Here is a 15,383-nt window from a genome sequence, read left to right as displayed (position 1 = left end):
CTAAACCGCCATGTACCGGACCGGATCCGAGCCGGCCACCACCTCCACATGCCCGCGCTTGACCAGGTGCCGTAGGTGCGCCTCGGCCTCGGAGACCGCGATGGTGCGGGAGGCGGGCGGGATGTCGCCCCAGGGGCGGTTCCACCGCATCGACGCGGCGAGCTGCCAGGAGGTGAGCGGCTCGCGCAGCAGCGCGCGCAGGCCGGCGAGGCGCTCCTCGTGGTGGGCGATCAGTTCCTGGACGCGGCCCGCGGCGTCGGGGAAGGCGTGCTGGTGGGCCGGCAGCACCTCCGCCGGAGCGAGCCGGGCGATCCGTTCGAGCGAGTCGAGGTAGTCGCCGAGCGGATCGCCCCGGTCGAGCAGGTCGGGGGCGATGTCGTCGGGGTCCTCGTACAGGCCGATGTGCGGGGTGATGCCGGGGAGGAGGTGGTCGCCGGAGAAGAGCCGGCCGAAGCCGGCCGGGCGGGCGGCGTCCGGGCGGGGGCGGTCCGCGAGCGCGGGGTGGGCCTCCTCCAGGTGGAGGCAGACGTGGCCGGGGGTGTGGCCCGGCGTCCAGATCGCGCGCAGGCGGCGGCCGGGTAGGTCGAGGAGCTCGCCGGGTTCGATGCCGCGGTCGGGCAGTGCGGCCCGGCGGCCGGGCGGGCGTCCGCCGCGTCCGGCGGCGCGGGCGGCCCGCAGTGGCTCCAGGTGGCCGTCCGGTGCCCCGGCCGCGGTGAGTGTGGCGAGCAGATGGTCCAGCCACCGGCCGGGCTCCGCCTCGCGGGTGCGCCGGACCACCGCGGCGTCCGCGTCGTGCATGGCGATCCAGGCGCCGGAGGTCTCCCGCACCTTGGCGGACAGGCCGTGGTGGTCGGGGTGGTGGTGGGTGAGCACCACGCCGTGGAGATCGGCGGGGCCGAAGCCGCAGGCGGTGATGCCGGCGGTGAGGGTGTCCCAGGAGCCGGGGTCGTCCCAGCCGGTGTCGACGAGGACCGGGCCGCGGTCGGTCTCCAGGAGGTGGACGAGGGTGTGGCCGAGCGGGTTGTCGGGGATGGGGACGGCGATGCTCCACACTCCGCCCCTGTGGTCGATCACCTGCGGTGCCATGGATCCCGCCCCCTCCGGTGCCGTCGTGGCCTCAACTATAACTAGAACGAGTTTCAATGCGAGGTGAACGCACTTCGCCGGAAGGGGAGTTGGAATTCGGCCGCCGGGCGTGGACTCCGCGGAGTGGAACTGGTATCAGTTCTGGGAGGCGTCTCCTGACAGTTCGTCAGATACGAACGGCCGGCGACGTCGTCCGTCGAGAGCGTCATCCGTCGAGACCGTCGGGAGGCGGCAGCATGAGCGACCTCGTCGAACACGGAAAGCTCTACATAGGCGGTGAGTTGGTCGACCCGGCCGGTCCGGACACGATCGAGGTCGTCTCGCCGCACACCGAACGGGTCATCGGCCGGGTCCCGCACGCCGCGCGGGCCGACGTCGACCGGGCGGTGGCCGCGGCCCGCGCCTCCTTCGCGTCCGGTGTGTGGGCCGATGCCCCGCTGGCGGAGCGGATCGCGGTGGTGAGCCGGATCAAGGACGCCTTCGCGGTGCGCAGCGAGGAGTTCGCCCGGGTCATCGGAGCGCAGAACGGGACGCCGGTCACCTCGGGCGTCATGGTCCAGTCGCTGGCCGCGATGATGGTGTGGGACGCGGCGCTCACGGTGGCCCGGGACTTCCCGTTCGAGGAGCGCCGGGCCGGGGCGCTGGGACCGCTGCTGGTGCGCCGGGAACCGGTGGGCGTGGTGGCGGCCGTGGTGCCGTGGAACGTCCCGCAGTTCACCGCCGCCGCCAAGCTCGCGCCGGCCCTGCTGGCCGGGTGCTCGGTGGTGCTGAAGGTCTCGCCAGAGACGCCGCTGGACGCGTATCTGCTGGCGGAGATCGTGACCGGGGCCGGGCTGCCGGAGGGGGTGCTGTCGATCCTGCCGGCCGACCGGGAGGTGAGCGAGTACCTGGTCGGGCACCCGGGCGTGGACAAGGTCTCGTTCACCGGGTCGGTGGCGGCCGGCAGGCGGGTCATGGAGGTCGCCGCGCGCAACCTCAGCCGGGTCACCCTGGAACTGGGCGGCAAGTCCGCGGCGGTGATCCTGCCGGACGCGGACCTGGACGCGGCGGTGGCCGGGATCGCTCCGTTCGCCTGGATGATCAACGGGCAGGCGTGCGTGGCGCAGACCCGGATCCTCGCCCCGCGCAGCCGTTACGACGAGATCGCCGAGCGGTTCGCCGCGGCGGCGGGCGCACTGACCGTCGGCGACCCGCTGGATCCGGCCACCGAGCTCGGACCGCTGGTCGCCCGCCGCCAGCAGCAGCGTTCGCTGGACTACATCGCGCTGGGGCAGCAGGAGGGCGCCAAGGTCCTGGCGGGCGGCGGCCGTCCGACGGGGCAGCCGACCGGCTGGTACGTCGAGCCGACGCTCTTCGGCGACGTCGACAACGGCATGCGGATCGCCCGGGAGGAGATCTTCGGCCCGGTGATCTGCCTGCTCCCGTACGGGGACGAGGAGGAGGCGGTGCGGATCGCCGACGACTCCGAGTACGGGCTGTCGGGGTCGGTGTGGACGGCCGACGTCGAGCACGGCATCGACATCGCCCGGCGGGTGCGCACTGGCACGTACTCGGTGAACACCTTCAGCATCGACATGCTCGGACCGTTCGGCGGCTACAAGAACTCCGGCATCGGGCGGGAGTTCGGCCCCGAGGGGTTCGCCGAATACCTGGAGCACAAGATGATCCACCTGCCGGCGGGTGCCTGATGGCGGAGCCGGAGCGCTGGCGGGTGACGGTGGACCGGGGCGTCTGCATCGGCTCGGGCCTGTGCGCCGGGACCGCGCCGGAGCGGTTCCGCCTGGACACGGCGCGGCAGTCGCACCCCGTCGAACCGGAGACCGAGCCCGTGGACACCGTCCTGGCGGCCGCCGAGGGCTGCCCGGTGGAGGCGATCACGATCACCACGGTGGACGGCGACGAGCCGGTGTTCCCGCCGGAGGAGTGAGCCCGGGGAGTGAGCGGCGAGGCGGGGACCGTGGCCATCTGCGGTCGGCCCAGTCCCAACGGCCATCCTCCGTGCCGGAGGGGGGCGTTGGGCCTGGGGCCCGGGTGGGGCTATCAGTTCAACGCCGGAGAACGCAGCCGTCGCAGGGTCATGCTCGGGCGCCGCCGGCAGTTGGTTCCTGTGGTTCCTGCCTCATAGCGTGTACGGATCCTCTTGCATGGCCTCACTTACTCCGTGGAGGGTGTCGCGAAGGCTCTCAGGAATGTTCGCTTTCCCCTCCCCGAATGCGACGGTTCCCCTCAGTAGATTCCGCGTGCGCACCGAACCGGTTTCGGAAACAGTCGGAATGATGGATTCCAGCAATTCCTCTGCTTCTCGCCACGCCTTCTCTTCGAGGAGGCAAGCGAGGAGTCTTGCGGATGACATGCTCTGATACCCGACCCGTGGGCCGTTTGGGCAGTGTAGATTCTCTTGAAGTAGCGAGATGGCGGACCTCCAGCGGCCCGAATTCTGAAATCCAGAAGCTTGATGGCCGTTGATTTCTTTAATGCTGATCCACCAAGCCCAGGAAGGGTCGTTGTTCCTCGTTCCCTCTTCGACGAGGGCGCGTGCACGGTCGAATTCTCTGATGGCTTCCGCCGTTCGCCCCGATGCGAACAGGCCGTTGGCCTCACGTGTTCTGAAGATGGCTTCAACGCGCGGCGACAAGTTTGCTCGATCGAGAATGGATCGAGCAATAGCCAGCTCTTCCCGTGGTCGCCCAAGCCATCCGGACTGCATGCCCATGTTCTGGAGAATCAGGAGTTCGATAGTCCGGTCTCCCGACATTCGCGCGAGGAAGAGCGCTTGCTGATTGAAACGGTGTGCCGCTTCGTACTCCTCCGCGTCAAATAGAGCCCATCCTGCAACTTCTGCCAATTCTGCAGCTGCGGCCTGAATGTCTCGCTCGCACTTCGGCTCAGGTTCGCCACTGCCGAGACGGCGATGCACGGCCTTGAATGCCTGTGCCGCAGTGGCTGCAATTGGAAGGCCGCTGAGGTCATTGTCGAGAGCCACTAACCTGCGTGAGGTTTCGCGAATTGCCTCGACGTACTGATCGCCTCTCGCTTCGTCAAAAATCGGGACGCGTTGCGGTACGATGCGGCCAGGAAATTCGTCAGCGACTCCCGCCCGGGTTTCCCAGGGTCTGGGTGCGAGCCTTAGCGTATATCCTGGAATGCGAAGGGCGTCGGCTACCTTTTCGATTTTCGCCAGCGTGGTAATCGACCCCTCGCCGCGCGCGAGTTCGCTGATGCGGGAAGACTTGATGTCGCATGCTTCCGCAATTCGGTTGTAGCTGATCCCGGCCCATTTCCGAACGAGGTGGAAGAGCTGGCCGAAGTCATGTGCCTCAATGGCTTCTCGGACATCACTCCGAGCTAGTACCTCTGACGGGATGGCAGTTGATGGCCTCATGACCAACTCCGGTTAGCCGAATGATGGTTACTGCCCATGCTACGTCCCGTCACCCGACGGCACGCTCATGGTGGGTGACCCACCGTGGGCTTACGACCGCACCGCCACGGCGGAAGGTTGGCGGACACGGAAGGCGAAGTTATGGGCGAACGGGGCCGAGTTGAGGCCGCCGGAGCGGAGGACGCCGCTGGTGGCGACAGGCGAAGGCGTCATCCACGTGCCTCCCGGTGATCCGTTGCCGCCGTGCAAGGAGCCGTGTGCCCTGTGTCGTGAGAAGGGGTGGCAGGTGACATCTGGGGAGTAGCCCGACGGGCCTCGCCTCGGTGAGCGTTCGTCGGAGCGGCAAGCGTCCCCCGCGGTGTTCCCGCCGGAGGAGTGAGCGGCGGGGCCCGTAGGGGGTGGGGAGGGGGATCCCGTAGGGGGCGGTAGGGCCCCTTGCGGGCCAATTACCCGCGGAGGCAGGGGAGTTAACGGGATTCCGGGGGAGTCGACGGGATTCCGAGGGGAGTCACCGGAATCTCGGGGGAGTCACTGGAATCCGGGGGAGTCACTGGAGTCCGGGGGAAGTCAACGGGGGTCCGGGGCCGTTACGTCGATCAGACGGCAGACCGTTTCGATGTCGATCTTCACCTGGGCGATCGAGGCGCGTCCGGACAGCCAGGTGATCAGCGCCGAGTGCCAGGTGTGCTCGATGACGCGGACCGCGGAGAGCTGTTCCGGGGTCGGCGGGCCGTCCAGCCCCATGGCGTCGAGGATGATCGCGGTGGTCAGCCGGGAGACGGTGTCCACCTCGGGGCTGACGGAGCGGTCGGCGAAGGTCAGTGCGCGCACCATGGCGTCCGCCAGTTGCGGTTCGCGCTGCAGGGCGCGGAAGGCCCGCATCAGCGTCTGGGCGACCCGGGCGCCGGGGTCCTCCTCCGACGGGGGGTGCTTGCGCAGCGTCTCGTGCATGTGCTGGAGCTGGTCCTGCATGGTGGCGACGAGCAGGTGCACCTTGGACGGGAAGTAGCGGTAGAGGGTGCCGAGCGCCACCCCGGAGGACTCGGCGACCTCGCGCATCTGGACCGCGTCGAAGCCGCCGCGGCCGGCCAGCCTGGCGCTGGTGTGCAGGATGCGGCGGCGCCGGGCCTCCTGACGCTCCGTCAGGGGAGGACTCGCCGGAAGCGTCGGCCCGGACGCCTTGGATTCCGTAGTCATGTGTCCCATTCCGTGGCTTTCCCTCCGCGATGCGGTGAGTGCCGGTGGTGCGTGATCGGCACAGCATGGCAGGGGCCATGCCGTGGCGCGAATCACCTGGTGCGGCTCTTTTCGCTCCGTTCCCGGCCGGTAGATTCGAAACTCGGCGAACTGATCAGTAGCTTTTCAGTTCTGAAACTTGTTCTAGATTACCGCCAGCGGTTACGCTCCGGCGAAAGTCCAGTGAGAAGGGGGCCGTGCGTGACCGCAGAGGCCGTCCAGGCAGCCGCGCCCCGCCCGGCGGAGACCCCCTCGGCCTCCGCCCCGACGGACCGTGAGCGTCCCCTGAGAATCGCCATGCTCACGTACAAGGGGAACCCGTTCTGCGGCGGACAGGGCGTCTACGTCCGCCACCTCTCCCGCGAGCTGGCCCGCCTCGGCCACACCGTCGAGGTCATCGGCGCCCAGCCCTATCCCGTCCTCGACGGGGGAGTGACGCTGACCGAGCTGCCCAGCCTCGACCTCTACCGCCAGCCCGACCCGTTCCGCACCCCGGGCCGGGACGAGTTCCGCGACTGGATCGACGGCCTCGAAGTCGCCACGATGTGGACCGGCGGCTTCCCCGAACCGCTGACCTTCTCGCTGCGCGCCCGGCGCCACCTCGCCGCCCGCCGCGGCCAGTTCGACGTCGTCCACGACAACCAGACCCTCGGCTACGGCCTGCTCGGCGGCCCCGGCGCGCTCGGTGCGCCGCTGGTCACCACGATCCACCACCCCATCACCGTCGACCGCCGGCTCGACCTGGCCGCCGCGCACGACTGGAAGCGCCGCCTCTCGGTCCGCCGCTGGTACGGCTTCACCCAGATGCAGAAGCGGGTGGCCCGGCGGCTGCCGTCGGTCCTGACCGTCTCCGGCTCCTCCCGCCAGGAGATCGTCGACGACCTCGGCGTTCACCCCGGCCGGATCCACGTCGTCCCCATCGGCGCCGACACCGACCTCTTCTCCCCGGACCCGTCCGTCCCCGAGGTGCCGGGCCGGATCGTCACCACCTCCAGCGCGGACGTCCCCCTCAAGGGACTGGTCCACCTCGTCGAGGCGCTGGCAAAGGTACGCACCGAGCAGCCCGACGCCCACCTCGTCGTGGTCGGCAAGCGGGCCGACGACGGGCCGGTGGCCGCCGCCATCGAACGGCTCGGCCTGTCCGGCGCCATCGAGTTCGTCAAGGGCATCAGCGACGCCGAACTCGTCGACCTGGTGCGCGGCGCCCAGATCGCCTGCGTCCCCTCCCTCTACGAGGGCTTCTCGCTGCCCGCTGCCGAGGCGATGGCCACCGGCACCCCGCTGCTGGCCACCACCGGCGGTGCCATCCCCGAGGTGGCCGGGCCGGACGGCGAGACCTGTCTCGCGGTGCCGCCGGGCGATGCCGGGGCGCTCGCCGCCGGCCTGCTCCGGCTGTTGGGCGACGAGCAGCTCCGCCGCCGACTGGGCGCGGCCGGCCGGGAGCGGGTGCTCGCCCGCTTCACCTGGCGGCAGGCCGCCCTCGGCACCGCCGACCGCTACCGCGAGGCCATCGCCCGCCAGGCCGGCCGCGCCACCGCCGCGACGGCCGCCGGCCGCCGGTGACCCGCACCATGCCGTCCCCCCGCAGTCCACGCCGTACCTCCCCCCGACCCTGACCGCCGGACGAAAGCGTAAACGCCGTGCTGACCGTCGACTTTTCCCGTTTCCCGCTCGCCCCCGGCGACCGCGTGCTCGACCTGGGCTGCGGCGCGGGCCGGCACGCCTTCGAGTGCTACCGGCGCGGCGCGCAGGTCGTCGCCCTGGACCGGAACGGCGAGGAGATCCGCGAGGTCGCCAGGTGGTTCGCCGCGATGAAGGAGGCCGGCGAGGCCCCGGCGGGCGCCTCCGCCACCGCCATGGAGGGCGACGCGCTGGCACTGCCGTTCCCCGACGAGAGCTTCGACGTCGTGATCATCTCCGAGGTGATGGAGCACATCCCCGACGACAAGGGCGTGCTCGCCGAGATGGTCCGGGTGCTGCGCCCCGGCGGCCGGATCGCGGTGACCGTGCCGCGCTACGGCCCGGAGAAGGTCTGCTGGGCGCTCTCCGACGCCTACCACGAGGTCGAGGGCGGCCACATCCGCATCTACCGCGGAGACGAACTCCTCGGCAAGATGCGGGAGGCCGGCCTGGAGCCGTACGGCACCCACCACGCGCACGGGCTGCACAGCCCGTACTGGTGGCTGAAGTGCGCCTTCGGTGTGGACAACGACCAGGCGCTGCCGGTGAAGGCGTACCACAAGCTGCTGGTCTGGGACATCATGAAGAAGCCGCTGGCCACCCGCCTCGCCGAGCAGGCCCTCAACCCGCTCATCGGCAAGAGCTTCGTCGCCTACGCCACCAAGCCGCATCTGCCCGAGCCCGCGCCGGAGTCCGCGCCGGAGCCGAAGCCGAAGCCGAAGACGGCCTCCGCCAAGCCCGCCGCCAAGCGCACCGCCGCCCGCGGGGCCGCCAAGTGACGAGTCCCGGACGCACCGAACGGCTCGTCCTCCCCGGCGTGCTCACCGCCGAACAGGCCGCCCGCACCGTCGCGGGCATCCTGGCGACCCAGCGCACGGACGGCGCCATCCCGTGGTTCCGCGGCCACCACCTCGACCCGTGGGACCACACCGAGGCCGCCATGGCGCTGGACGCCGCCGGCGAGCACGAGCGCGCCGAGGCCGCCTACGACTGGCTGGTCCGGCATCAGAACCCGGACGGCTCCTGGTACGCCGCCTACGCCGACGGCGACGCGGACGCGCCCACCGACCGCGGCCGGGAGAGCAACTTCTGCGCCTACCTCGCGGTCGGCGTCTGGCACCACTACCTCTCCACCGGCGACGAGACCTTCCTCGACCGGATGTGGCCGGCGGTCCACGCGTCGATCGAGTACGTCCTCGAACTCCAGCAGCCCGGCGGCGAGATCGGCTGGAAGCGCGAGGACGACGGCACCATCGTCCGCGACGCGCTGCTGACCGGCTCGTCCTCCGTCTACCAGGCGCTGCGCTGCGCCCTGGCCCTGGCCGAACAGCGCGAGGAGCCGCAGCCCGACTGGGAGCTGGCCCTGGGCCGCCTCGGCCACGCGATACGCCACCACCCCGAGCGGTTCCTCGACAAGTCCCGCTACTCCATGGACTGGTACTACCCGGTGCTGGGCGGCGCGGTGCGCGGCGCGGCGGCCCGGGAGCGGATCGACGCGGACTGGGACCGCTTCGTCGTCCCCGGCCTGGGCGTGCGCTGCGTCGTGCCCAACCCCTGGGTCACCGGCGGCGAGAGCGCGGAACTGGCGCTGACGCTCTGGGCGATGGGGGAGTCCGACCGGGCCGTGACGATCCTGAAGTGGATCCGGCACCTGCGCGCCGAAAACGGCATGTACTGGACCGGCTACGTCTTCGAGGACGAGGCGATCTGGCCGCGGGAGCAGACGTCCTGGACGGCCGGTTCGCTGCTGCTCGCGGTGGCCGCGCTGGGCGGTGACGAGGCCACCACCACGGTCTTCGGCGGCGAAGACCTGCCGACCGGCCTGGCCCCGGACTGCTGCCGCTAGGGCGCTTCCGACCTGGCGGCGCACCGGCCACGCCCATCCGGCCGTTTCCCGGTGGCGGCCCTCCGGCGGGCGGGTCAGGCTGCGGACGAGTTCCCCAGCCGACCCGAGCCCGCCGGAGGCGTGCCGTGCCCCTTCCGCCGTCCCCCCGCCGCGACCGCTCCGCCGCCCTGCGCCGGGCCGCTCTCGCTCTGCTGCTGGCCTGCACCCTCGCCCTGGGCGCCGTCGCCTGCGGCGGCTCGAAGAAGAACGCGGGCGCCGCCTCCGCCTCGCCCGCCCCCACCAGCTCGGCGGAGAAACAGAAGTTCGCCAAGACCCGCTTCGTGACCAACGCCGGGCTCGCGGCCGGCGCCACCTACCAGTGGATCGTCAAGCCGTACAAGGCCAGAGGCTTCGACAAGGGCGCCAAGCACCGCAAGACCGCGTTGGTCAAGGCGGGCCTGGCCGGGGTCTTCACCTACAACCGGCTCAAGGCCGCGGTACGCAACGCCCAGGGCGACCCGACGCTCGCCAAGGCCCTGGCCCCGCTCGACCGGGGCATCGACTCCCTGAAGAACCTCGGCACCAAGCTCCGTAAGGGCGAGGCCGACACCGCCGACGTCAACCAGTTCCAGAACGTCATCGGCAACGTCAAGGACGTGGGAAAGAAGAACGGCGCCGAGGTGACGGACCAGGTGCCGACAACAGCGCAATTGGGCGGCTAGCCGCTGCGCTTGGCTTTGCTTCCCACGTTGTCGGCTTTCCCGCCGTAGGGGTTCGCCTTTTGCGCCTGACGGCGCTTGCCGGTCCGCTGCGCGGGGCTGTTCCGGCCCGCTTCGCGGGCTTGTTGTCCGCTGCGCGGGGCTGTCGGGTGCGGTGCCGGGCCTCCGGGGCAGGGGTGTGCCGGACTGCTGCGCTTTACGTCCGGCACACCCCTGCCCCGGAGGCCCGTCCCCTCCCGTGGGTGGGAGGATTCCAGGCCAGTCGGGGCGGGTGTCGGTGGGCTGGTGCGGGTTGGTGGAACCGAGCGATGGCGTACTAATGTTCGATGCATGACGTTCCGAGGCTCCCTCGCTCACGAGGAATATTGCACCCAACTGCTTGTGGAATCCGAGAAGTTCAGGGATATCGTCCGGCACGGGGACCTCACGGCGCAGGTGCCGACCTGTCCCGACTGGACCCTGGCCGACCTCGCCCGGCACGTCGGCGGCGCGCACCGCTGGGCCGGCGAACTGGTCGCCACCCGCGCCACCGACATGATCGACCCGACCACCATCGCGGGCGCCGGCGGACCCGACGAGGCCACCCCCGAGGCGCTCGACGCCTGGCTCGCGGAGGGCGCCGAACGCACCGTGGCGGCACTCCGCGAGGCCGGTCCCGACGCCCCCGTGTGGTCCTGGTCGGGCGACAACTGGGCCGGTTTCTGGGCCCGTCGGATGGTCCACGAGACGGTGATCCACCGCGCCGACGCCGCGTTCACCACCGGCACCGCCTACGAGGTCCCGCCGGAGATCGCCGCCGACTGCCTGGACGAGTGGTTCGAACTGTGCGCGCTGCCGGCCACGGCGGACCGCTGGGCCGACCGCGCCGAGGGCCTGCTCGGCCCCGGCCGCACCCTCCACCTGCACGCCACCGACACCCCGCCGGCCCTGAACGCCGAGTGGCTCCTGGACCTGACCGGCGAACACGTCACCCACCGCCGCGCCCACGAGAAGGCCGCCGTCGCCCTCCGCGCCCCGCTCACCGACCTCCTCCTGGCCCTCTACCGCCGCCGCCCCCTGGACGGCGAAGGAGCCGAACACATCGAGGTCCTGGGCGACCGCCCCCTACTGGACCGCTGGCTGACCTACGCCTCCTTCGCGTGACCCACCGGGTCTCCTTCGCGTAACCCACCGACGCGTGCCCCCACCAACCGTCATTCCCTCCCACCCACGGGAGGGGACGGGTCGGAGGGGCAGGGGGTGTGTCCGGACGTAAAGCGCAGCAGTCCGGACACACCCCCTGCCCCGGAGGCCCGTCACCGCACCCGACAGCCCCGCGCAGCGGACCAACAACGCGCCGTCAGGCGCAACAGGCACGCGCCGCCAGGCGCAAAAACCGGCCCCCGCGGCGGGAAAGCCGAAAACGTGGGAGGTCAGGAGTTCAGCTCCGCCAGTATTCGCAGGGTCCGCGCATCAGGCGCCGTCACCAACAGATCCGTCACCGGCCCCGCCCGCCACGCCGCCAGCCGCGCAGCGATCCGCTCCCGCGGCCCCACCAGCGAGATCTCGTCGGCGAAGGCGTCCGGGACGGCCATCACCGCCTCCTCCTTGCGGCCTTCGAGGAAGAGCCGCTGCACCCGCCGGGCCTCCTCCTCGAAGCCCATCCGCGCCATCAGGTCGGCGTGGAAGTTCCTGGCCGCGTGCCCCATCCCGCCGATGTAGAAGCCGAGCATCGCCTTGACCGGCAGCAGCCCCTCGGCGACGTCGTCGCAGACCACGGCGCGTGCCATGGGGGCGATCAGAAAGCCCTCCGGGGCGTCCGCCAGCGACTCCCGGTAGACCTCGGTGCGGTACGGCGACCAGTACAGCGGCAGCCAGCCGTCCGCGATCCGCGTGGTCTGGGCGATGTTGCGGGGCCCCTCGGCGCCCAGCAGGATCGGCAGGTCCGCCCGCAGCGGGTGGGTGATGGGCTTCAGCGGCTTGCCCAGGCCGGTGCCGTCCGGACCCCGGTAGGGGTGCGGGTGGAAGTGGCCGTCGGCCGTCACCGGCCCTTTGCGGGCGAGGACTTGACGGACCACGTCCACGTATTCCCGGGTGGCGGTCAGCGGGCTCTTGGGGAACGGCCGCCCGTACCAGCCCTCGACGACCTGCGGCCCGGACAGCCCCAGCCCCAGCAGCATCCGCCCACCGGAGAGATGGTCCAGGGTGAGCGCGTGCATCGCGGTGGCGGTGGGTGTGCGGGCGGCCATCTGCGCGATGCCGGTGCCCAGTTTGATGCGCGAGGTGTGCGCGGCGATCCAGGTGAGCGCGGTGAACGCGTCGGAGCCCCACGCCTCCGCGGTCCACACCGAGTCGTAGCCCAGCCGCTCGGCCTCGCGGGCGAGTTCGAGGTGCCGGGGGTCGGGGCCGCGGCCCCAGTAGCCCAGTGCCAGACCGAGTCGCATGGGCCCGCCCTCCGTCGACGACCGGTTGCCGCCCGCCGGCTGACGCAGTGTCAACAGCGGGTCCGCGCACTGTACGGTGCCGCTGCGGACATGGCAACGGCCCCCCGCCCGCAGGGGCGAGGGGCCGTTACCGGCCCGTGCGGGCCGCGACAGGACCGCGGGGGTGCGGCGGCGTCAGCCGCGCTGGATGCCGGTGGTGTCCTGGAGGATGCCGCGCCGGCCGTCCTGGGTCTGCGCGATCAGCGCGGCACCGCGCTGCTCCACCGCGAGGTACCAGGTGCCGGGCGCCAGTTCGGCGATCGGCGACGGCGAACCGTCCTCGCCGTACAGCGGGCGGGGCACCGGCACCGCGAACCAGAACGGGGCGAAGTCCGCGGGGCCGCCGGCCGCCGGGGCGGCACCCGTCGCACCGCCGGCCGTGGCGCCGGGGTCCCCGGCCGCGGCCGGCTGGCCGCCGTAGCCCGGGCCGGGCTGCTGCCCACCGGGGTAGCCGTAGCCGCCCTGCTGCTGGGCGCCCGGGTAACCGTAGCCCTGGGTGCCGGCGCCGCCGCCGTACGGGCTGCTGACCTGCGGGCGGGGCGCGCCGACCAGGGCGACCTTCAGTGCCGGGACGAGCGGGGTGGCCACCGCGGCGCCCGCCTGGGCCAGTGCCGCGATCAGGCCGAGGATCAGGCCCGCGCCCGCGCCCCGGCTGTCGATGATCGCCCAGAACGCGGTCCAGGCGGCGAACACGGAGAGCGCCACCCCGAACTGACCGAGCTCCAGCCCGGCGACCTTGGGCGGGTGCGGCAGGGCCCGCGCCGTGACGATCAGCGCGGCCGCGATGACGCCGGCCAGGTAGACGCTCATCAGCAGCTGCAGCGATTGCCAGGCGTTTACGTCGCCGTACGCGGAGAGGCTGAGGAACGAGGCGATCAACAGCAGCACCGCTGCTCCGATCACCACGCCGTCGCCTCGACTGAGGGAGCGGATGTTCACGTAAAGGTCCTTTGTCGGTTTCGTGTTCCTGGTCGACTTCGTGAGGGCGTCGACGCTGTCGCTGGCGCGGTGCGAGGCACGGCGATGGCCCCCCATCGTAAAGGGAACCTATCGTCGAATCCTGTGGGCCGCCCCGGGTATCGGTCCGGCCCCGGCCGCAAGTCCGTTCGGTGCGTCGGAAGTGCGTTCAGCGCGTCAAGAAGTCCGTAATGCCCTCCGTGATCCCCCGGGCCGCCTTTTCCCGCCACTGTGCATCGGTCAATTGCGCGGCGTCCTTCGGATCGCGCATATTGCCGCACTCGATGAACACCTTCGGTACCGCCGAGAGGTTGAGTCCGCCGAGATCGGAGCGGGTGTCCAGCCCGGTTCCGTGGCCGATGTAATTGGAACGGGCGCTTCCGGTCGCCGCGGCGAACCGGTCGGACAGCCGCCCGCCCAGTTCCCGCGACGGCCCGACGATCCGCGAGGTGTCGGCCGCGCCCGCGGTGACCCGCGCCGGGAGGATGACATGGAAGCCCCGGTTGCCCGGTGCCGAGCCGTCGGCGTGAACGGAGACCGCCGCGTCGGCGTGCACCTCGTTGCCCGCCGCGGCCCGCCCGTCCACACACGGCCCGTACGGCCGGTCGCCGTCCTGGGTGAGGACGACCCGGGCGCCCTCGGCCCGCAGCAGCGCCCGGGCCCGCCGGACGACGTCCAGCGTGAACGACGCCTCGGCATAGCCGTCGTCGGTGGCGGTGCCGGTGGTGTCGCACTCCTTGCGGTCGTTGCCGATGTCCACGAGCCGGGCGATCTCCCGGGTGTGGTCGCGGTTGTGCGGGTTGTGCCCGGGGTCGAGCAGCACGGTCTTCCCCCGGAGGCTGTGCGGGCCGTGGGACGGGGCCGGGCCGTCCGGGCCGCCGCCAGGGCCGGGCGTGTCCGGCGCCGGCGAACCGGAGGCGGCGGCATCGGCGGGCGAGCGGCCGCCGCCCGGCGGCCGCCAGACCAGCCAGCCGCCCACCCCGACGGCCACCACCACCGCCAGCACGATCAGCAGGGTGCCGCGTGAGCGGCGGGGCGGGGGGAAAGTGCTGCCGTTCGACACCTGCGCGATGGTAGCCGCCTCAGATTCCGGCCCCGGTGCGCCGCAGAACGCGCAGCGAACGGTGGACCGACACCTCGGTGAACGCGCCGGACTCCAGGGCCCGCCGGTAGATGCGGTACGGGGCCTGGCCGCCGTCCGCCGGGTCGGGGAAGACGTCGTGGATCACCAGCAGCCCACCGTCCGCGACGCGCGGGGCCCAGCCCTCGTAGTCGGCGGTGGCGTGCTCGTCGGTGTGCCCGCCGTCGATGAAGACCAGACCGGCCGGCGCCCGCCACAGTGCCGCGGCCAGCGGCGAACGGCCCACCAGGGCGATCACGTGCTCCTCCAGGCCGGCGGCGTGCAGGGTGCGGCGGAAGGCGGGCAGGGTGTCCATCCGGCCGACGACCGGATCGACGACCTCCGGATCGTGGTACTCCCAGCCGGGCTGCTGCTCCTCGCTGCCCCGGTGGTGGTCCACGGTGACGACCGTCACGCCGGCGGCCCGCGCCGCCTCGGCCAGCAGCAGCGTGGAGCGGCCGCAGTAGCTGCCGATCTCCACCAGCGGCAGCCCCAGCGCGGCCGCCTCGCCGGCCGCCGCGTACAGGGCGAGCCCCTCGTCGACCGGCATGAAGCCCTTCGCCGCCTCGAACGCGGCGAGGATCTCCGGCCGGGGAGCGGTCGGGGCGTTGGCGGCGGTCATGGGCGTCCTCCTGGTGGGGTGCACTGATGGGTGGGGCCTGGCGGGTGGTAGCTGCTGGTCCGGTAGGGATCGTGCCGTACGGCCGGCGCGATATCTGAACGGGGGTTCGTTTTCGGTTTCCGTGACGGGTTCGGCGACGGGTTCGGTGACACTTTCCGCGACGGGTTCCGTGACGGGTTCCGTGACCGGTTCGGGGAGGGTGACCGCGGCCGTTTCCCGATGTTTCCCGACGGCCGGGGCGGTCCCGTGCCGGCTGTCGGGGCGCTCCCCTTCCCTCTTCTTCCCTCGTGAATT

The 15,383-nt window shown here is 71.7% G+C and carries 15 protein-coding genes; 7 read left to right on the top strand and 8 right to left on the bottom strand.

All coding sequences use genetic code 11. The features are described 5' to 3' along the window. Entirely contained in the window at positions 1-1,086 is a 1,086-nt protein-coding gene (locus K2224_RS27480; protein ID WP_221909262.1) for an MBL fold metallo-hydrolase, read from the bottom strand. A 236-nt stretch (positions 1,087-1,322) separates the two neighbouring features. On the opposite strand from K2224_RS27480, the gene K2224_RS27475 reads away from it, so the two are divergent. Beyond that, entirely contained in the window at positions 1,323-2,774 is a 1,452-nt protein-coding gene (locus tag K2224_RS27475) for an aldehyde dehydrogenase (RefSeq protein WP_221909261.1), read from the top strand. Further along, positions 2,774-3,013, top strand: coding sequence for a ferredoxin (locus tag K2224_RS27470; RefSeq protein WP_221909260.1), 240 nt, complete (start codon positions 2,774-2,776; stop codon positions 3,011-3,013). The genes K2224_RS27475 and K2224_RS27470 overlap by 1 nt, the downstream gene beginning before the upstream one ends. A gap of 192 nt (positions 3,014-3,205) precedes the next feature. On the opposite strand, the gene K2224_RS27465 is transcribed toward K2224_RS27470, so the two are convergent. The 3 genes from K2224_RS27465 to K2224_RS27460 all read right to left on the bottom strand — a co-directional run bounded on the left by K2224_RS27465 (position 3,206) and on the right by K2224_RS27460 (position 5,665). After that, positions 3,206-4,468, bottom strand: coding sequence for a helix-turn-helix transcriptional regulator (locus K2224_RS27465; RefSeq protein WP_221909259.1), 1,263 nt, complete (start codon positions 4,466-4,468; stop codon positions 3,206-3,208). Between the two features lie 90 nt (positions 4,469-4,558). Next, entirely contained in the window at positions 4,559-4,681 is a 123-nt protein-coding gene (locus tag K2224_RS40850) for a hypothetical protein (RefSeq protein WP_260693374.1), read from the bottom strand. A 354-nt stretch (positions 4,682-5,035) separates the two neighbouring features. After that, positions 5,036-5,665 carry a TetR family transcriptional regulator gene (locus K2224_RS27460; protein ID WP_221909258.1) on the bottom strand — a complete coding sequence of 210 codons (630 nt, stop codon included), beginning with the start codon at positions 5,663-5,665 and terminating at the stop codon, positions 5,036-5,038. A 240-nt stretch (positions 5,666-5,905) separates the two neighbouring features. Here K2224_RS27460 and K2224_RS27455 point away from each other — a divergent pair, with 240 nt between their 5' ends. From K2224_RS27455 to K2224_RS27435, 5 genes are all read left to right on the top strand, one after another. Next, positions 5,906-7,267, top strand: coding sequence for a glycosyltransferase family 4 protein (locus tag K2224_RS27455; protein ID WP_221909257.1), 1,362 nt, complete (start codon positions 5,906-5,908; stop codon positions 7,265-7,267). 77 nt (positions 7,268-7,344) lie between these two features. After that, positions 7,345-8,163: a class I SAM-dependent methyltransferase gene (locus K2224_RS27450; protein ID WP_221909256.1), complete on the top strand. Its 819-nt coding sequence runs from the start codon at positions 7,345-7,347 to the stop codon at positions 8,161-8,163. Beyond that, positions 8,160-9,230: a prenyltransferase gene (locus K2224_RS27445; RefSeq protein WP_221909255.1), complete on the top strand. Its 1,071-nt coding sequence runs from the start codon at positions 8,160-8,162 to the stop codon at positions 9,228-9,230. Before K2224_RS27450 ends, K2224_RS27445 begins: the two co-directional genes overlap by 4 nt. Positions 9,231-9,355: 125 nt before the next feature. Next, a complete protein-coding gene (locus tag K2224_RS27440; RefSeq protein WP_221909254.1) occupies positions 9,356-9,931 on the top strand; it encodes a hypothetical protein in 576 nt (191 codons plus the stop codon). 327 nt (positions 9,932-10,258) lie between these two features. Then, positions 10,259-11,071, top strand: coding sequence for a maleylpyruvate isomerase family mycothiol-dependent enzyme (locus K2224_RS27435; RefSeq protein ID WP_221909253.1), 813 nt, complete (start codon positions 10,259-10,261; stop codon positions 11,069-11,071). Positions 11,072-11,340: 269 nt separating this feature from the next. Here K2224_RS27435 and K2224_RS27430 read toward each other — a convergent pair whose 3' ends face one another. The 4 genes from K2224_RS27430 to K2224_RS27415 form a co-directional block, all read right to left on the bottom strand. Next, complete coding sequence (locus K2224_RS27430; RefSeq protein ID WP_221909252.1) at positions 11,341-12,351, bottom strand: LLM class F420-dependent oxidoreductase; 1,011 nt, start codon at positions 12,349-12,351, stop codon at positions 11,341-11,343. Between the two features lie 174 nt (positions 12,352-12,525). Continuing rightward, positions 12,526-13,329 carry a DUF5336 domain-containing protein gene (locus K2224_RS27425; protein ID WP_221909251.1) on the bottom strand — a complete coding sequence of 268 codons (804 nt, stop codon included), beginning with the start codon at positions 13,327-13,329 and terminating at the stop codon, positions 12,526-12,528. Between the two features lie 187 nt (positions 13,330-13,516). Next, complete coding sequence (locus K2224_RS27420; RefSeq protein ID WP_221909250.1) at positions 13,517-14,410, bottom strand: N-acetylmuramoyl-L-alanine amidase; 894 nt, start codon at positions 14,408-14,410, stop codon at positions 13,517-13,519. A 19-nt stretch (positions 14,411-14,429) separates the two neighbouring features. Beyond that, a complete protein-coding gene (locus K2224_RS27415) occupies positions 14,430-15,089 on the bottom strand; it encodes a class I SAM-dependent methyltransferase (protein WP_221909249.1) in 660 nt (219 codons plus the stop codon). Between the last annotated feature and the right edge of the window lie 294 nt (positions 15,090-15,383).

The organism is Streptomyces sp. BHT-5-2, assembly GCF_019774615.1.
Classification (GTDB): Bacteria; Actinomycetota; Actinomycetes; order Streptomycetales; family Streptomycetaceae; genus Streptomyces.
This window is presented reverse-complemented; position numbering and strand designations above follow the sequence as displayed.